We start from the raw sequence: 17,194 nt of genomic DNA, 5'->3' as shown, positions 1-17,194 counted from the left end.
TATTTACTTCTGACTTCTAAAATCTAACTTCTAATTTTATCTGTCCCAATTATATTTATCCATAGTTTCTAAAGCAGCCATAAGAAGTCTTGTGCTTGCCAAAACATCTTCTTTATGAACCATTTCAGTTACTTGATGTAGATAACGGGTAGGAATTGAAATTGCTCCAGCAATAGAACCACTTCCTCCACGTTGCAAAGAAGCTGTGTTAGTTCCACCAGCAGGTAAAACTTCAGCTTGCCATTTCAAACTTTCTCTGTCAGCCGTTGCTTTCAAGAAATCTACCATTCTAGGGTCGCAAATTGTTTGAGAATCAATGATTTTAATTCCTGTACCTTTTCCAAGTTCAGTTACTCGTTTTTGTGGAGAAACACTTGGCATATCATTAGTTACTGTTGTATCCAAACAAATGGCAAAATCTGGGTCAATATTACGAGTTGCTACCAAAGCTCCACGCAAACCAACTTCTTCTTGCACAGAAAAAACAGCATAGACATCGAATGGAGTTGCCTCTAAATTTTTCAAAGTCTCTACCAAAATATAAACTGCAATTCTGTTATCTAATGATTTAGTCGATATTGTATTTCCAATTTCTACTAAATCTCTTTCTCTAGTGATAGTATCTCCAATAGAAACAAATTTTTCTACTTCTTCTTTAGGTAAACCCAAATCAACAAAATAATCATCTAGTTCAGCCGATTTTTTTCTCTCTTCAGCCGTCATCATGTGAATTGCTTTTGTTCCCAAAACGCCTAACATATCTTTTTTTCCATGAACAATAACACGTTGAGCTGTCAGAGTTTTAGGGTCAAAACCTCCTAGTGGATGGAAGCGAACAAAGCCTTCGTTATCGATATGAGTAACCATAAAAGCAATTTCGTCCATGTGGGCATCCACCATTACTTTTTTATTTTCAGAAGAATCTGAATGTGTTCCTTTTTTTAGAGCAATCAAGTTACCCAAATTATCGACACTCATTTCGTCGACATAGTCTTTTATTTCTTTCTGAATTTGTTCACGAATTCGGTCTTCATAACCAGGTGCGCCAGCTACACTTGTAAGACGAGATAATAATTCAATATCTATTTTTTCAATATTCATGTGACTTGTTAATTTAGTAGTTGGTTTTAGTAAAAATTAATTTACCTCAAAGTTAAAATAATAGGATTTAAAATTAACCGTTTGTTAGAAAGTTTTAGTTAAAATAGAAAAATATAATAGCAAAAAACCTCTCTTTTTTTTGTAAAAAAGAGAGGTTTTCTAAATTTTCAAAAAGCTAATAATTTAAAGAGATGAAACTCTATTTCTGAAAATTATTTTTTTGTGCATCTTCTACCTTTGTACGAACATCTTGTATAAAATCATTTTTTTGAGAAAGGTTTCTTTCAGCAGTTCGGTTGATATGTTCGATTACTTCAAAAAAGTTTTCCATTTTTTCTGGAGAAATTTTATCAAAAATCTGTTGATTAAATGTTTTTACAGATTGTCTAGCAGCTTCTCTTCTTAGTTTTCCTTCATTGGTCAGACAAATCATTACTTTTCTACGGTCTTCGCTATCACTTTGACGAACAATTAAACCTTCTTCTTCCATCGATTTGAGTATACGTGTCAATGAACGTGCTTCCATTCCCATAAGGGGAGCTATTTTGGTAGCAGGAGAGCCTTTTTCTTGGTCTATATTTAATAAAACAAATCCTGTTGAGTGTGTAATTCCGTGTTCGCCACCTATCATATTGTACATTTTGGCAATCGATAACCAAGATGCTTTGATGGCAAAATCGACAGAACGTCTTTTTTTTCTATCTATTAAAGAATTATCTGAAAAAGAATCAGATTTTTTATCAGAATTTGTTTTGCTACCATTTGTCATTATCTTGGTTTTGCTACTACTCATTATTTTATAGAATTGTTTTAGCTGATATTGTGTAAATTATCTTTTGCACTAAAAATGTCTTGTTTTTTTTGCTTTTTTTTATTCAAAAACACCCTTTTTCTTTTTTATTCAGTTTTTTATTTGGTAAATTTGAAGTATGAGCTTACAAACAAAGATAAGTAAAATTTGTTATGCGTGCATAATTTTTTAAGAATTTTTTAGTCTGTTTTTATGTTTTTACTTTCTCTCCCCTCCATAATACTTCTTATTTTTTAAAATTTATCTGTAATTCAAAGTGAATAGTTCTATTGTTTTTCAATTTATATGTATAGATTTGTAAAGACGTTATTTTTAGTATGAAAATTAAAATTTTAGAAAGATGGAGTTATCAAAATATCCTTTACAAGTTATTAGAGATGTAAAAGCATTAGAGGAAGAATTTGAATCAATTATAAATAAACGTGACTTGGAAAATTTTTTTGACAGCGAAATTTTCACGAATAACTTATTTATAGTAAGGGGGCGAGGAGATTTTGAAAAATATAACTTCTTTGTAACCGAACTTGTAAGTAAAGAATACTACGAAGTAATAAGTAATCCTTCTGACGGCTACTCTTTAGAATCAGGTGCGACTTGGGTAGATACAAAGGGAATAGTTAAACGACTTATACAATGGATTGATTTAGTTACTGAAGCTACCAATATAATGTATGACTTTGAAAATTCAAAGTCTGTTAAAGAAGATAAAGTTAAAGAAAATATAAAGTTAGCAACTTGTAAAAATTTGATTCAAAATATTCAATTAAAAAACTTTCAGTTCATAAAACAAGTAGAATTAAACAATCTATCAAATAAAAAAGAAATTTACATTCTAGGCGAAAATGGCGATGGCAAAACGGTTTTATTACAGGCTTTAATGTTGGCTTTTAAAGAACATTTTGTCAAAAATATAGCTCGTAAAAGTTTAGTAGGAGAATTTTTAGATTTTGAAAAAGATTTTGAAAAAGCGAGTTATGAAATAGAATTAGATGATAAAACTATCCTTTCAAAAACTAATATGTCTTATCATTCAGATGTATATGCGTATGGAACACATAGAGGAAATATTTTAAGTGAAACAGAAGATGAGTATGGTTTTATGACACTTTTTAGTCCTCGTTATCATCTGCGAAATCCTGTTGATTGGCTTGTCGAAATGCGTGGAAAAGAACTAGAACTAAAAGTCCAAAATGAAAGCAAAGACCAAAAAAATAATGAGAAACAAAATATTCTAACTTTAGAAATTGCAAAAAGTCTTTTAGAAGACATTATAAACTCTGGAGAGAATCCAAAAGATATTCATATTGAAGTGGATTTATCTTCAAAAGAAAAAGTAGTTTTCAAAGAAAGAGATACAAAAATCAAATTCGAACATTTGTCAGAGGGTTATCGAAGTGTTTTTATTTGGGTGGCTGATTTGGTTTCTCGTTTGGCAGAATCTCAACCGACTGTAAAGCAAATTCAAGATTTTAAAGGAATTGTTTTGGTAGATGAAATTAATCTTCATTTACATCCAAAATGGGAAATTCAGATTGTACAAAAACTGCGTTCGTGGTTTCCAAATATTCAATTTTTCTTTACTACACACAGCCCAATTTGTGTTTTGGGAGCGTCAGAAGATGCCGTTTTTTATAGATTGTATAAAGAAGAAGGAATTGCAAAACTTTCAGAGCAAATAAACTATTCTCAAATTAAAGAAATGACTGCTAATCAAATAGTTACGTCTATGCTTTTTGATTTGGAAACGCCTTTTATGCGACATACAGATAGTTCAGAAATTGATACAAGTGAGGATTATTTGTACAACAGAATTCATAAAAAAATTAGTCAGCGTTTAGCAGAAAGAAAGAAAGAAGGCGAAGTTTATTTTTCTGATGAAGAAATCAATGCAATGATTGATGAAGCATTAGATTCAGAAATAGAAAACGATGAAATAGAATAATTTATGTACCACAGACTTCCCAGTCTGTGTAATTCTTTATACAGACTAGGAAGTCTGTATTACTTATAATCCTAAAACCTTATAAAAACTATTTCAAAGATGATTTCTGTAAAAAAAGATTTTGAGAATATTCCTTATCCTTTGTCAAAAGAGCATTGTGAAAATGGAACACAAGAGAGAACTGCAACAACAAATGAAGACAGAAGAAAGACTGTTATAGAAAATGAGCAGTATGATGATAATTTCAATGACAGATACAAACACAAAGAAATAAGAAAAGAATTAGGTAGAATCTATAAAGAAAAATGTGCTTTTTGTGAACAGAATCAAGAAATTATGCACGTAGAACATTATCGTCCAAAGACAAAATATTATTGGTTAGCTTTTTCTTGGGATAATTTATTATTGGCTTGTGCAAAATGCAATGGTAGTGGAAATAAAGCATCTCATTTTCCTGTTGAAAATACGGCTATTGTTTCACCAAAAATTGATTGTTCGGATATAGATTTGAGTAAAATAAATAACTTTTGTAAAGAATATGATGAATTAGAAAAACCTCTGTTGCTGAATCCAGAGCAAGAAGAAGATTTACATTTTAGATTTTCTTTTGATAGAAATGGAGAAATTTGTCCTACAAATTCAAATGATGAACAAGCAAAACAAACGATTGATGTTATAAAGCTAAATAGAGATAGTCTAAAGATAGCTAGAAAGAAAATTATTGATGATTTTGAAAAAAGTGTAATAGGCAAAAAAGTAAAAGACAAAGGAGAATTGAGAAGACATGTAATGCATGAAATGGAAATGTTGAGAGAAAAAGCAGATATACAAAACTCTGATGAGAACTTTTTAGCATTCAGAACTTATGTTGTAAATGAAGGAATCATGAAACAGATTATTAAAAGTGCGTTTGGTCAGAGTAATCAAAAATAATACTATCTTTGAGGTTCTAATTTAACTTTTTAAACTGTATCAAATCAATCAATGACATCTTACCCAATTCTTTTACTCAAAAAAAATAGAGAAAAATCAATCTTAAATCAGCATCCTTGGATATTTTCAGGAGCAGTTCAGAAGATGCCAAAGGCTCAAAACGGCGAAATCATAGCTGTTCAAGATGCAAGTGGGCGTATTTTAGGATATGGTTTCTTTGATACAAATAGTCAAATTACGTGTCGTATTTTTGAGTTTACTCGTTTTCATGATAAAGAAGTAGAATTTGTAGCAGACGAAGCCTATTTTCATCAAAAAATAAGAAATGCGTATAATTTACGTGAAAAATATTTGATAAATTCTAGTACAAATGCCTACCGACTTTTGCACGCAGAAGGAGATTTTTTCTCAGGCGTAATTGTAGATATTTATGATAATATAGCTTCAGTTCAACTTTTAATAAAAGGAACTCAGCGCATTGCAGAATATATTTTTAGTGGAATTCGTGCTATTGGAATCGAACATATTTATCTTCATATCAAAGAAAGCACACGCAATATAGAGGGTTTTGGAGATGAAAAAAATGAAATACAACAAGGTTGGCAGCTAGAAGAAGGACAAACAGAAAGTGATATTCCAGTAATTCCAGTTCAAATTTTGGAAAATAATCTGAAATTCAAAGTTGATGTAGTAGATGGACAAAAAACAGGCTTTTTTATAGATCAGCGAGAAAATAGAGAGCTTGTAAAACAATATTCAAAAAATAAATCTGTCTTGAACTGTTTTGGTTATACAGGTGGTTTTAGTGTTTATGCAATTGATGGAGGTGCAAAAAAAGTAGTTTCAGTAGATATTTCGAAAGAAGCAACTCAAGAAGCTAACCAAAATGTTGCCCTTAATTTTAATAGTTTGATGCGAGCTAATAAAAATCATGAAGCTATTGCACAAGATTGTTTTGAGTATTTAAAAGGATTAGATGCAAGTAATGAAGAGGAACAATTTGATATTATTATCCTTGATCCACCAGCTTTTGCTAAAAATAAACGTTCACTTCCAAAGGCTACACGAGGTTATATTAATTTGAATGAATTAGGTTTTAAGAAAGTAAAAAGTGGTGGTTTGGTATTTACTTTTTCGTGTTCGGGAAGTGTAAGCAAAGATTTATTTAGAAAAGTAGTTTTTACAGCAGCAGCCGAAGCAGGAAGAAAGGTAAGAATTGTTCATCAACTGACACAACCTTTAGATCATCCAATAAATATTTATCATCCAGAAGGGGAATATTTGAAAGGCTTGGTTTTGCAAGTAGAATAATTTTAGTAAATTGAAGTTCATTAATTTTATTCAATAAAATTTAATTAATGCTTAATTATCACTCAATTTACAATTCTAACACTCAAAAATTAGAAATTTATGGGAACATTTAAAGTAGATGGTCGTATGACTGTAAACACACTTAAAGATAAGTTCAAAGAAACTTTTGGTTATTCATTACGTGTCTATAAAGGCAATAATGCAGGGCGTGGCGCACGCTTTGCAGATGATAAAGCTCGTTTGGGAGAAGTAGCTGATGAACGTGAATCACTTGCTGGTTTAGGTGAATTTGAAATGCCATCAGAAATGAGTATTTCAGAATTTGAAAAGCTATTTCAAGAAAAATTTGATATTGCTGTACAAGTAGCTGATGCTGATAATGAGAAATTATTAGATAATGATACTACTTTGAAGGCAAACTAAGTAACTGAGCAAAAACATATCTAATAAAAAAAGGCTCTTCTGACAATTTAGCGAAATTATAGGATGGTGTGCGTTCGTTTTAGCTTCGCTGAGAGTTACACCATTCTCAAAAACGAATGAAACGCTTACTCAGAAACGTGATATTGCTTAAATCACGCTTCTGAGTAAGCGTTTTTTTCAATTCACGATGTTTCGCTAAAAAGTCGGAAGAGCCAAAAAAAATAGAAAGTGGAAATTTAAACTGTCAAGACACTTTTAAGGTGTCAGGCGATTGCATATAAATAATTTTGCGTTACCATTTACTTAAAGAACAATTATAAAGGGTGAATGTAATACATTGATAACCAAAAAATATAATTTTAACTATTTATCTATCTAAAAAATATCTTCTTTGGTGTCATTTAATTTTGATTTATCTTTGAAATAATAAACTACAAAAGTAAATAACCAAAATAAAACACAGTTGTAAATTAAATTATTAAAATTCCAACCGTGATTAGGAGATACTCTGTCTAGCCAAAACTGGTAATAGTATTCAAATGGAAAACCGATGCTTATTTGATAGGATTTTTCTCTTGGAAGATTAAACCAGTCAGGTAGAATGTCATATAAAATAGTCAGAAAAGAAACAGCAAAAAATAAAATAACTGATTGAAAAGTTACTTTGAAAAGAAATTTTAGCATATTTTTTTGAGACTAAGTAATTGAGCTAAATTATTTACAACTTATTTATTAAGCATCTTTTTTAGAATGAAATCCATAACTTTAGTTATGGGATAGTTTAAAATCGTGGGTTTTGTTATATGTAATTTTGCCTAATTGCTTATAATCATAAAAATACCCTATTTCTATAAAAAAATAGGGTATTAAATGAGATAAATTTTCAAGAGCTAAAAATTAAGCTTCTTGTGCTACTTGTTTTTTCTCTCTTGTATCTACAACTTGTCTTCCGATACTGTTGTAATACGTTTTTAATTCTTCCATTTGAGCTAAATCAAATACATTTCTTCCATCAAAGATAACTCTGTCTTTCATGATAGAGAATGTTTTTTCAAAATCTGGAGTACGAAAAACGCTCCATTCGGTAACAATAATCAACGCATCAGCATTTTTTAGAGCATTATATTGATTTTCTTCGAAAGAAACTCTCTCATCTCCTTCATATTGTTCCAATACATTTTCCATTGCTTCTGGGTCAAAAGTAGAAACTGTTGCGCCTGCTGCCAAAAGCTCATCAATAATATAAAGTGCTGGAGCTTCTCTAATGTCATCTGTATTTGGCTTGAAGGCAAGTCCCCACATAGCAAAATGCTTTCCTGTCAAATCTTCGCCATAAAAAGATTTAATTTTATCTACCATTACCACTTTCTGACGTTCGTTTACTTTCATTACCGAACTCAAAATCTTAAATTCATATTTATTTTCATTGGCTGTTCTTTCTAATGCCTGTACGTCTTTTGGAAAACAACTTCCACCATAGCCAACACCAGCAAATAAGAATCGCTGTCCAATACGATTATCAGAACCCATTCCTTTACGCACAAAATCAACATTTGCGCCTACAAGCTCACAAATATTTGCAATTTCATTCATAAAACTAATACGAGTAGCAAGGTAAGAATTAGCTGCATATTTTGTCATTTCAGCCGAACGCTCATCCATAAAAATAACAGGATTTCCTTGTCTTACATAAGGATTATAGAGTTTTTCCATCACCTTTTTAGCTCTATCTGAAGAAGTTCCTACCACAACCCTATCAGGTTTCATAAAATCATCCACAGCTACACCTTCTCTCAAAAACTCAGGATTTGAAACAACATCAAATTCTGTTTTGGCATTTTGAGCAATAGCAGCCTGAACACGCTCAGCAGTTCCTACAGGAACGGTACTTTTATCAACAATTACTTTATAGTCTGTAATCATTTTTCCTAATTGTTCGGCAACTCCTAATACATACGAAAGGTCGGCAGAACCATCTTCCCCTGGAGGAGTTGGAAGAGCTAAGAAAATAATTTGAGCATCTTTAATTGCCTCTTCTAAATCGGTAGTGAATAAAAGACGTTCTTGTTTGATATTTCTTTCAAAAAGAACTTGCAAACCTGGTTCGTAAATAGTTAGCTTACCTGATTTTAGGCGATTGATTTTATTCTCATCAATGTCGACACATATAACTTGATTCCCAGTTTCGGCAAAACAAGTTCCTGATACCAAACCTACATATCCTGTACCAATGACTGCTAATTTCATATATAAAAAAGAATTGTGAAATAATTAAAAAAGAAATGAATAAAATAGAATTTTAGCTTTTCAAATTAGAGAAATAGCTATGCCATTTTACTTGTATAATTACAAAGATACAAAAAGTAGGTTTTAAGAATGGCTTTAAGTAGTAAATATTTTGTCTAAGCACTTTAGTAAAGAAGTATAAACTCTTGAATTCTCCTTCCAAATATGATTATTCCCACCAAAATAGCATAGATAGTAGCTATCAAAACAGCACTTGCAGCTAAATCTTTTATCTGACCTGCTAATTTATTTCTGTCTGGACTTACTAAATCAACTAATTTTTCTAAAGCTGTATTGAGAATTTCGGTTACCCAAACAAAACAAATTGCTGATAAAATAGAAATCCATTCTAAGAGATTTATTTGAAAAGCAAAGCTGAGCAATAAGGCTAAAATGGAAGCAGGAATATGAATAAAAACATTGTAATCCCTAAGCATTATTCTCAACCCTTTGAAGGCATACCCAAAACTATGAAATTGCTTTTTAAAATAAGAAAGCATAATTTAAAATCACTGTCTGTGTCGTCGGTGAGACACCGACAACGGCAAAAAAGAATCATTTTATAGCCAAACCATCACCATTTTCGGTGTTTCATCAACGATTTTTACTTCAATTTCTTCAAATAAAAAAAAATTAAATTTCAAATACAAATCCTTCTTTTACAAGTTGTTCGTATTTATCTTTATCAAATTTGTAGAGTTGGGCAGCACGATGTGATACATTTTGTTGGTATTCATCTAAAGGAAGAACAAGTTTTGTTTTCAATATTTTTCTTCTGAAATTTCGCTTATCAAGTGTCATTCCTAAAACGTGTTCGTAAAGAATTTGAAGTTGAGAAAGAGGAAATTTTTCAGGTAAAAGCTCAAAACCAATAGGCTGATAGCGTACTTTTCCACGCAATCTTTCTAAAGCTATTTTCATAACTTCTTGATGGTCAAAGGCAAGCTCAATTTCTGAAAGTTCTTTTATACTAAACCATTGTGTATCAGCAGCATCGGAGGCAGCTTTTATTTGGTCTGCGTGATGCGCCAAACTTACTAAAGCATAATATGCAATACTGATTACTCGTCCTCTTGGGTCACGATCAGGAGCTCCAAAGGTGTAGAGTTGTTCCATAAAAAGGTCATTCATACCTGTTTCTTCTTCTAATTCTCTTCGTGCTGCCGTTTCCAAATCTTCATCCATATCTACAAACCCCCCTGGAAATGCCCACTTTCCTGCAAAAGGATCGTGTGCTCGTTCTATCAAAAGCACTTTTAAGTCAGAGTTTTCGCTATCCCAAGCAAAAATGACACAATCGACAGTAACAGAAGGGCGTGGGTATTCGTAGCTATACATAAGATGAAAGTTAAATAAATGAATTTTTATTTCTTAGTGTTTTTTGTACACAAAGTAAGTTATTTTTTCTGAATAAACCAATTTTTGGATTAAAAATAGATGTATATTAGCTTGATTTACAAATTTCCTAAAAAATAGTTTTGATGTTTTATTTAAAGTTCAAGATTCTTGCCTTTTTTCTTTTTTTATTGTTTTATTTTCCTTGTTTCTCTCAAGATATTCTAGTTGATAAGGATACATTAAAAAATGATACTATTTACAAAATCTCAACAAGAAAAAAATGGCTTTTTCCAACTCTGGCTACCACAACCTACATAGGTGGAATGACTTTTTTATATCAAAGTTGGTACAAAAATGAAAATCAAACTTCATTTCATTTTTTTAATGATAATAAACAATGGAATCAGTTAGATAAATTCGGACATGCTTATACTTCTTATCATTTAGGAAAACTAAGTTACAACTCTCTCAAAAAACTAAATTATTCAGAAAAAACAGCTCTTTGGTCTTCTACTGTTGGTTTTTGGCTAATGCTTCCTATTGAAATTTTTGATGGATTTTCTCCAACGTATGGCGCAAGTTATGGAGATTTGATTGCAAATGGAACAGGTTCTTTATTATTTTTATCTCAACAAATAGCTTTTAAAGAGCAGCGTATCCAATTCAAATTTTCATTTTTTCCAACATCTTACTCTGATTTGCGTCCGAATACTTTGGGAGAAAATCTTCCTACAAAAATTATAAAAGATTATAACGGACAGACGTACTGGTTTTCTTCTAGTCCTGCTATGTGGTCAAATGAAAAAACTAAATTTCCAAAATGGTTAGCTCTTTCAGTTGGTTATGGTGGAAATAATATGATTTATGGAAGTGAAAAGCAAAATAATGAAAATGGCTATCAGAGTTCAAGAATTTTTTATTTGTCTTTAGATATAAATTTTGCTTCAATTGTAACTCATCGAAAAGGCTTACAATTATTATTTACTATTTTTAATGGAATAAAAATTCCTTTTCCTGCACTTTATTATGATACAAAAAAAGGATTTAATGCTAGTCTTTTAGCTTTTTAAGCAATAAGAATCAAACTTTTTCTTGGATTTGTATCCATTCAACAGCCTTATTTAAATTTCCAAAAGGAATTACATTTACACTTCCTTTTTGTTTTACCAAAATTTCATCTGCTGAAAGTTGCATAAACAAATCACTAGGTATAACATAGCCAAAGAAAGAAAGTCCAGCTTGTAAAGCACGAGGAAACCAATCTGTATCTATCCATTTTTGATCTTCATCTGTATAAGTTTGCCTATAAGTTAAGTCTACAATCAGTTTATTTGTATTTTTTTCTTTCAAAAAAAAGATAATCTGATTTAAAAATGTCCTTAGTTCTGCATCATATACAAAACCAATACTACGAGTAATGATACAATTTGCTTTTTCATTGTAATAAATGCGAAGCGCATCGTTTTCACTAACATTAATATCATAAATTAATTCATTTTCTGTTGCAGTCAAATGTTCTGGTAAATCCATAGATTACGTTGTTTTTTTTGATAAAGGGGAAGAGTAATAGCTCAATTCTAAGCAAAGCAAGTTATCAAAAAAAAATAACAGTGAAAAATTTAGGCATAAAAAAAGCCCAACTCAAAGAATTAGACTTTTTTACTTTTACTGTTATTTTTATAAAATAAGATTAATTTCTAGTTTTTTATTTATTGTATTTACTGATTTGTTACGGTAAATTCTTGAAAACGGTCTTCTAAACGCTGTACAGCAGTACGTAAACTATCCAAATCAGACTGAGGAAGAGTTTTTCCAATATATGCCACAAAACGCCAAACTTCTCCTACTTCTGCAATTTCTAATTCATAAGGGTCATATTGTGGATTAGTTGATTTGAGAAGCAAAGTGCCTTTTTCTTCAATTTTATTGAATATTTTTTTGAGTACAATTCCCTCATTTTTTAGGACAACTACACAGACTTGTCCGTCTTTTACTTCGTGCCAATCAGTTACATATTCACCAATCACGATAGTTCCTGATTGTAAAGGAAGCATTGAGTCTCCTGTAATTTCGAAGGCTCTGTATGTTCTGTCTTTTGGTAAGAATGGAAGTCTATACTTTGGTAAATCCTTCAAATACTGAACATCTGTATAGCCTTTGGTATAACCCGCAGCAGCTTTTTCAGGCACCATTTCAATATTTTCATTATTGTTTTCATCTACTGTAATGGCAAGAACTCGTAGAGAATCAGCAGCTACATAACGAGCAAGTCGCTTGCTTGGCGTATCCTGACTTTCTTCTTCTAAGTTTTTGGTTACCAAATTATCTATCTGTACTTCAAAAATTTGTGCTAATCGTTGTAGTGTTTGTAAGCGTGGTTCGGCTCTACCTTCTTCATAAGAAGAATATGCACCACGAGAAATAGATGCCTCATTAGCTAATGCTTGCTGACTTTTTTTGGATTTACGACGTAAATAACGTAGGTTTTGGCTTAGAAACATAAGAGTATTGATAATTATTTGAATAACAGTATTTTAGTAATTTTTTAGATACCTTTATAGATACAAGTCATATAGGTACAAGTTCTAATTATTTTTTGAATGCTTCTAGTAAATCTATAGTACACTTATATGATTTATTTTTAGCATTATCTAATAAAAGTAACTAAATTTATCAAAAATACCAAAATATTTTGAAATATATAAATATTTTAGCTAAAAAATTGCTAAAAATAGTTGCTTTTTATGTTTTTACAAGAAAAATGCCTTTCAAACTGTCTTTTTAGTAAATCTCCAATGAGTTAACCAGCCATGAATATAAAAATATAAACCTGAATACAAAAATGAGTAATACTATAAACAAAAAAATAGAACTATCCTTGTTAGAAAGTAAGGATGGCTCACATACACTTCTTCGTCATGATATTTCTGAAACCTATCATTCTCATAATGGCGCAATACAAGAATCACTTTGGGTTTTTATAGACAAAGGATTAAATTATTTGAAGCAACAAAACTATGATACAATTAAAATACTAGAAGTTGGCTTTGGTACAGGGTTGAATGCTATTTTGGCGTATGAATTTGCTCAGCAAAACAAAATTAAAGTAGAGTATATTACTTTAGAACCTTTTCCTATCCCTTTAGAGATTGCTCAAAAATTAAACTATATAGATTTCTTACAAGAAGACACCAAAGCTATCTTTAGTAACTTACATCAAGTTAATTGGGAAGAAATGTATCAACTCTCTCCTTATTTTTCAATACAAAAAGTTGAATCTACATTAGAAAATTATCAGATGGATGAAAATTACTTTGATTGTACTTTTTATGATGCTTTTGCCCCTAGCAAACAAGCCGAAGTATGGCAATTATCTAATCTTCAAAAAGTATTTGATTTTACTCGTAAAAATGGGATTTTAGTTACTTATTGTGCTCAAGGACAATTTAAAAGAGACCTCAAGACAGCAAGCTGGAAAGTAGAAAAATTAGATGGTGCGCCACCAAAACGAGAAATGGTAAGAGCTATTAAATCCTGACTTCAATGAAAAAAAAAAATTTTGTAACACTGACTTTGGATACTTCTTGCAACTAAGTTTTATCTACTCTAATAGACACGACTTGTCAAAATTTGAAACAGAAAGTATTTTATTTAGTTGTTCATTCTATCTGAAATAATAGATTTCCTAGCCTTCCTTCGGAAAAATATTTTAATTTTACTTTCTAGTATAAAAACAAAAGCATTTTATTTTATAATTTATGAAAAACTATTCTACAATAATTAATTTATTCTGTAATTTAATTATTCTATTAATTTTATTTTCTTCTACAAACTGTATTTCTAAAAAACAAAATAAAACAAAATATCCAAAAGATGATATAACCCAAACTCAAAGACAAGTTAGAGAAGATACACTCACTTCAGAAACATTATCTCTACTGCAACAAAGCACACAAATCTATTATGCTGATAAAATAGAAGCTCTTAACCTGAAAAACCATATTGAACTACTTTCGTCAGAAAGTTTTGAAGGACGTAAAATAGGAGAACGTGGGCAAAAAATGGCAGGATTATATATTCAAGACTTTTTTATAAAAAACAATCTTGAGTCAGCTGTTATGACTGATTTGGGCAAACGTTATTTGCAAGAATTTGAAGTAGAAAAAAGCAAAATTTCTACTGTAACTATAAAAACAAATCTGCAAGGGAAAAATAGCATTTATCAAAACCAAGAGGACTTTTTGGCTAATCCATTGACTTATTTACATAATGAAAATGAGTTAAATGTTGTCTTAACAGGGTATTCTATTTTGCCAAATGAACAAATTAGTGGGCGTGGGATAGCTTTATTATTAGATACTGATGATAAAGAATCTATTTTTTATTCGAATCAAGATTGGAATGAAAAAATGGAAAAACAAATGCTCTCAGCGCAAAAGTCAGGAGCAAAAGCTGTTTTTTTTGTTTTGACAAATTCGGATAATTTTAAGACCAACTCCAAAAGACTTCAAAAAAATAAGTATCTCAATAGAGAAATATATACTTTAAAGACCGAAAAAAGTATTGGTGTTTATTTTCTTTCTATGGAAACAGCAGCACAATTGTTTGAGTATCCAAAACAAGAATGGGAAGAATTGGTAGATCAATTTAAAAATAATAATGTTCCTTCAAACCTTCCTTATGCAACAATTTCTATACAAGTAAAAAAAGAAAATGTAGTTACTTTAGAAACTGAAAATATAGTGGGATTTGTAGAAGGAACAGATTTGAAAGAAGAAATAATAATAATTTCAGCACATTATGATCATTTGGGACAAAGTAAGGACAAAACCAATTTTTTTGCAGGTGCAGATGATAATGCTTCAGGAGTAGCTGCTCTTATGGAACTAGCAAAAACGTTTGCTCTTGCCAAAGAAGAAGGGTTTGCACCTAGAAGGAGTATTTTGTTTCTGACAACTACTGCTGAAGAAGTAGGTATGTTAGGCTCATCTTATTACACTGATATTGCTCCTTTATTTCCTATTTCAAATAGTGTTGCTAACTTAAATATTGATATGATTGGAAGAGAATATGTTCCAAAAAACAACTATTCATCTAATGATTATATAAGTATTGTAGGCTCAGATTGGTTATCTCCTGTATTGCATCAAACTCATGAGCAAGCAAATAAAACATTTACAAAGCTCCATTTAGATTATAGTTATAATTCAAAATCACATCCTGAAGAGTTTTTTTATCGCTCTGACCAATATAGTTTTGCAAAGCATGACATTCCTGTTATTTTTTATACAAGTCCTGACCATAAAGATTACCATAAAACAAGTGATACAGCTGAAAAAATAGATTTTGAACGAGTAGAAAAAGTAACAAAACTTATTTTTCACACAACTTGGCAGCTTGCTAATCAAGAAAAAAGTCCTAAAAAAATAGAAAAAGATATATTTGAAGACCAAAACTAGCTTTTTGATGCCTTTTGCAATGTTTTAGATAAGCAATTGTATAAATTATTATCTAATTTTGTGCAATTATTTTTTTAAGAGCTTTTTAAGCATCTTTAATTGTAATCAAAATAGAATTATAAAAAAATGTTTAATAGGAAATATAGAAGCAAAGTTATGAAAAATAAATATTTTAGTCTTTTTGTTTTAGTTTTTTCATCTTTACTTGTTTTGACTTCTTGTGAAGGTAGAGAAGGGATTGAAGAGCCTATCCGTCTTTTAGATTTATATGTAGTTGATACAGCAGGTCTGCCTGTGCCTAATGCAAAAGTGGATTTTTTTTTAAATGAGAACGATTTGATGAAAGATCAAAACCCAATAATGAAATCTTTTTATTCAGATAAAGAAGGACGTGTACAAGTTGCTTTAGATTTTAAGATATTTGATTATTATGTAAATATTGAAAAAGAGGATTTAAATAATTGGTATACTACAACTATTGTAAAAACACCTAATTTGCTTATTGAAAATGTAAATACAGTTACAATCAAAAATTCTATACAAGCACAGCTAACAGGAAGATATGAAAAACGTTGGCAACAAACAGCTCATATAATTAATGGAAATCCATCCAATCTTAACTGTTTCAATCAACTTTACCATAATTTTATTCGTCGTTCAGAGGTAACTTCTGAAGAAGATATTGATGGAAGGATACAAAAGTTTCAAAGTAATGTGTGTACATCACCTGAAAAACCTGCTGGATTTAATGTATGGAAATATAACCAAGAGGATAATACAATGGTGTTAGGTTTAGGTACAAGTCAAGAATTATATAAATTTGAAGACTTTACAGGAGATAAATTTTCAATTGTTCTAACCACTCTTGATGGTACTTTTATTATAGAAAGGAAATTCAAATTAGTTCAATAAACTCACAGTTATACAAACACACAAATACTAATTATTTAGTTTTTACTTATTCAGAAAAAATAATTGCAATGTCAAAAGAAATAAAGATAAAAGTACGTGGTTATCATTTAGATGGATATCAGCACGTTAATAATGCTCGTTATTTAGAATTTTTTGAGGAAGCTAGATGGGCATTTTTTGAAGAAAGTGATGCGCTCAAGACACTACAAAAGAAAAACATTATGTTTGTGGTGGTAAATGTAAACATCAACTACCGTTATCCTGCTTCTGTTGGACAAACTATTGTCATTAAAAGCAAATTACAAACTTTAGCTGAAGTAGGAAGTAAAACAAGTACATTCAAACAAACTATTTATTTAGAAAATACAGATACAGTAGTTTGTGATGCTGTGGTTACTTTTGTTCTTTTTGATGGAAAAACACAACGAGCAATTGCAACGACAGAAGAAATAAGAGAAATGTTTGTAGGAGAGTTAAGTAATTAATTTTTGATAATTCAACTCTATTATAATTATCTTTCAAAAATCTTCTCTATTGCTTTATGACACTAGAGAAGATTTTTTATTAAAAACGAACGTTAATAAGACAGGCTATTTCCTCAGTTTTTGATTTACTTATCAATTCTGACTTCTAAATTCTAAATTGGCTTGTAATTCTACTCTTTTCATTGTAATTTTA

Annotated in this window: 17 protein-coding genes; 9 read left to right on the top strand and 8 right to left on the bottom strand. The window is 30.4% G+C overall.

The genetic code is table 11. The features are described 5' to 3' along the window. Positions 1 to 36: 36 nt before the first annotated feature. Together V9L04_RS19345 and V9L04_RS19340 are read right to left on the bottom strand one after the other, a co-directional pair. On the bottom strand, positions 37 to 1,101 hold the full coding sequence (locus tag V9L04_RS19345) for a M42 family metallopeptidase (RefSeq protein ID WP_338791576.1): 1,065 nt from the start codon (positions 1,099 to 1,101) through the stop codon (positions 37 to 39). A gap of 199 nt (positions 1,102 to 1,300) precedes the next feature. Next, positions 1,301 to 1,894, bottom strand: a complete 594-nt coding sequence (locus tag V9L04_RS19340; protein ID WP_338791574.1) for a MarR family transcriptional regulator — start codon at positions 1,892 to 1,894, stop codon at positions 1,301 to 1,303. A 358-nt stretch (positions 1,895 to 2,252) separates the two neighbouring features. Between V9L04_RS19340 and V9L04_RS19335 the strand changes: the two genes are divergently transcribed. The 4 genes from V9L04_RS19335 (at position 2,253) to V9L04_RS19320 (ending at position 6,521) form a co-directional block, all read left to right on the top strand. Continuing rightward, entirely contained in the window at positions 2,253 to 3,854 is a 1,602-nt protein-coding gene (locus tag V9L04_RS19335) for an AAA family ATPase (protein WP_338791573.1), read from the top strand. Between the two features lie 99 nt (positions 3,855 to 3,953). Then, positions 3,954 to 4,787, top strand: a complete 834-nt coding sequence (locus V9L04_RS19330; protein ID WP_338791572.1) for a retron system putative HNH endonuclease — start codon at positions 3,954 to 3,956, stop codon at positions 4,785 to 4,787. 51 nt (positions 4,788 to 4,838) lie between these two features. Continuing rightward, positions 4,839 to 6,098: a class I SAM-dependent rRNA methyltransferase gene (locus V9L04_RS19325; protein ID WP_338791571.1), complete on the top strand. Its 1,260-nt coding sequence runs from the start codon at positions 4,839 to 4,841 to the stop codon at positions 6,096 to 6,098. Positions 6,099 to 6,197: 99 nt separating this feature from the next. Next, positions 6,198 to 6,521, top strand: a complete 324-nt coding sequence (locus V9L04_RS19320) for a hypothetical protein (protein WP_338791570.1) — start codon at positions 6,198 to 6,200, stop codon at positions 6,519 to 6,521. 375 nt (positions 6,522 to 6,896) lie between these two features. On the opposite strand, the gene V9L04_RS19315 is transcribed toward V9L04_RS19320, so the two are convergent. The 4 genes from V9L04_RS19315 to V9L04_RS19300 all read right to left on the bottom strand — a co-directional run bounded on the left by V9L04_RS19315 (position 6,897) and on the right by V9L04_RS19300 (position 10,145). After that, the gene (locus V9L04_RS19315) at positions 6,897 to 7,205 is read right to left on the bottom strand and encodes a hypothetical protein (RefSeq protein WP_338791569.1); all 309 of its coding nucleotides are present in this window, start codon (positions 7,203 to 7,205) and stop codon (positions 6,897 to 6,899) included. Between the two features lie 213 nt (positions 7,206 to 7,418). Then, positions 7,419 to 8,768, bottom strand: coding sequence for a UDP-glucose/GDP-mannose dehydrogenase family protein (locus V9L04_RS19310; protein ID WP_338791567.1), 1,350 nt, complete (start codon positions 8,766 to 8,768; stop codon positions 7,419 to 7,421). A 164-nt stretch (positions 8,769 to 8,932) separates the two neighbouring features. Continuing rightward, positions 8,933 to 9,307: a diacylglycerol kinase family protein gene (locus V9L04_RS19305; protein ID WP_338791565.1), complete on the bottom strand. Its 375-nt coding sequence runs from the start codon at positions 9,305 to 9,307 to the stop codon at positions 8,933 to 8,935. 133 nt (positions 9,308 to 9,440) lie between these two features. Next, positions 9,441 to 10,145: an NUDIX domain-containing protein gene (locus V9L04_RS19300; RefSeq protein ID WP_338791564.1), complete on the bottom strand. Its 705-nt coding sequence runs from the start codon at positions 10,143 to 10,145 to the stop codon at positions 9,441 to 9,443. 143 nt (positions 10,146 to 10,288) lie between these two features. Between V9L04_RS19300 and V9L04_RS19295 the strand changes: the two genes are divergently transcribed. Further along, complete coding sequence (locus tag V9L04_RS19295; protein ID WP_338791563.1) at positions 10,289 to 11,215, top strand: DUF2279 domain-containing protein; 927 nt, start codon at positions 10,289 to 10,291, stop codon at positions 11,213 to 11,215. Positions 11,216 to 11,225: 10 nt separating this feature from the next. On the opposite strand, the gene V9L04_RS19290 is transcribed toward V9L04_RS19295, so the two are convergent. Together V9L04_RS19290 and V9L04_RS19285 are read right to left on the bottom strand one after the other, a co-directional pair. Further along, a complete protein-coding gene (locus V9L04_RS19290; protein ID WP_338791562.1) occupies positions 11,226 to 11,675 on the bottom strand; it encodes a hypothetical protein in 450 nt (149 codons plus the stop codon). Positions 11,676 to 11,863: 188 nt separating this feature from the next. After that, positions 11,864 to 12,646 carry a LexA family transcriptional regulator gene (locus tag V9L04_RS19285; protein WP_338791561.1) on the bottom strand — a complete coding sequence of 261 codons (783 nt, stop codon included), beginning with the start codon at positions 12,644 to 12,646 and terminating at the stop codon, positions 11,864 to 11,866. 341 nt (positions 12,647 to 12,987) lie between these two features. Here V9L04_RS19285 and mnmD point away from each other — a divergent pair, with 341 nt between their 5' ends. From mnmD to V9L04_RS19265, 4 genes are all read left to right on the top strand, one after another. Beyond that, positions 12,988 to 13,683, top strand: coding sequence for a tRNA (5-methylaminomethyl-2-thiouridine)(34)-methyltransferase MnmD (mnmD, locus tag V9L04_RS19280; RefSeq protein ID WP_338791560.1), 696 nt, complete (start codon positions 12,988 to 12,990; stop codon positions 13,681 to 13,683). Between the two features lie 220 nt (positions 13,684 to 13,903). After that, positions 13,904 to 15,604 (top strand): M28 family peptidase, encoded by a 1,701-nt coding sequence (locus tag V9L04_RS19275; RefSeq protein ID WP_338791559.1) that lies wholly within the window; start codon positions 13,904 to 13,906, stop codon positions 15,602 to 15,604. A 156-nt stretch (positions 15,605 to 15,760) separates the two neighbouring features. Beyond that, positions 15,761 to 16,516: a hypothetical protein gene (locus tag V9L04_RS19270; protein ID WP_338791558.1), complete on the top strand. Its 756-nt coding sequence runs from the start codon at positions 15,761 to 15,763 to the stop codon at positions 16,514 to 16,516. A 68-nt stretch (positions 16,517 to 16,584) separates the two neighbouring features. Then, complete coding sequence (locus V9L04_RS19265) at positions 16,585 to 17,001, top strand: thioesterase family protein (RefSeq protein WP_338791556.1); 417 nt, start codon at positions 16,585 to 16,587, stop codon at positions 16,999 to 17,001. Positions 17,002 to 17,194 lie beyond the last annotated feature (193 nt).

This window comes from Bernardetia sp. MNP-M8 (assembly GCF_037126285.1).
Taxonomy (GTDB): domain Bacteria; phylum Bacteroidota; class Bacteroidia; order Cytophagales; family Bernardetiaceae; genus Bernardetia.
Note: the sequence above shows the minus strand (reverse complement) of the source record. Positions and strands in the feature narration are given on the sequence as shown.

Excerpts from the sequence above, each read along its gene's own strand:
- V9L04_RS19300 (WP_338791564.1), bottom strand. The coding sequence starts at position 10,145 with ATGTATAGCTACGAATACCCACGCCCTTCTGTTACTGTCGATTGTGTC.
- V9L04_RS19335 (WP_338791573.1), top strand. The coding sequence starts at position 2,253 with ATGGAGTTATCAAAATATCCTTTACAAGTTATTAGAGATGTAAAAGCA.
- V9L04_RS19340 (WP_338791574.1), bottom strand. The coding sequence starts at position 1,894 with ATGAGTAGTAGCAAAACCAAGATAATGACAAATGGTAGCAAAACAAAT.
- V9L04_RS19345 (WP_338791576.1), bottom strand. The coding sequence starts at position 1,101 with ATGAATATTGAAAAAATAGATATTGAATTATTATCTCGTCTTACAAGT.
- V9L04_RS19275 (WP_338791559.1), top strand. The coding sequence starts at position 13,904 with ATGAAAAACTATTCTACAATAATTAATTTATTCTGTAATTTAATTATT.
- V9L04_RS19305 (WP_338791565.1), bottom strand. The coding sequence starts at position 9,307 with ATGCTTTCTTATTTTAAAAAGCAATTTCATAGTTTTGGGTATGCCTTC.
- mnmD (WP_338791560.1), top strand. The coding sequence starts at position 12,988 with ATGAGTAATACTATAAACAAAAAAATAGAACTATCCTTGTTAGAAAGT.
- V9L04_RS19285 (WP_338791561.1), bottom strand. The coding sequence starts at position 12,646 with ATGTTTCTAAGCCAAAACCTACGTTATTTACGTCGTAAATCCAAAAAA.
- V9L04_RS19320 (WP_338791570.1), top strand. The coding sequence starts at position 6,198 with ATGGGAACATTTAAAGTAGATGGTCGTATGACTGTAAACACACTTAAA.
- V9L04_RS19295 (WP_338791563.1), top strand. The coding sequence starts at position 10,289 with ATGTTTTATTTAAAGTTCAAGATTCTTGCCTTTTTTCTTTTTTTATTG.
- V9L04_RS19265 (WP_338791556.1), top strand. The coding sequence starts at position 16,585 with ATGTCAAAAGAAATAAAGATAAAAGTACGTGGTTATCATTTAGATGGA.
- V9L04_RS19325 (WP_338791571.1), top strand. The coding sequence starts at position 4,839 with ATGACATCTTACCCAATTCTTTTACTCAAAAAAAATAGAGAAAAATCA.
- V9L04_RS19310 (WP_338791567.1), bottom strand. The coding sequence starts at position 8,768 with ATGAAATTAGCAGTCATTGGTACAGGATATGTAGGTTTGGTATCAGGA.
- V9L04_RS19290 (WP_338791562.1), bottom strand. The coding sequence starts at position 11,675 with ATGGATTTACCAGAACATTTGACTGCAACAGAAAATGAATTAATTTAT.
- V9L04_RS19315 (WP_338791569.1), bottom strand. The coding sequence starts at position 7,205 with ATGCTAAAATTTCTTTTCAAAGTAACTTTTCAATCAGTTATTTTATTT.
- V9L04_RS19330 (WP_338791572.1), top strand. The coding sequence starts at position 3,954 with ATGATTTCTGTAAAAAAAGATTTTGAGAATATTCCTTATCCTTTGTCA.
- V9L04_RS19270 (WP_338791558.1), top strand. The coding sequence starts at position 15,761 with ATGAAAAATAAATATTTTAGTCTTTTTGTTTTAGTTTTTTCATCTTTA.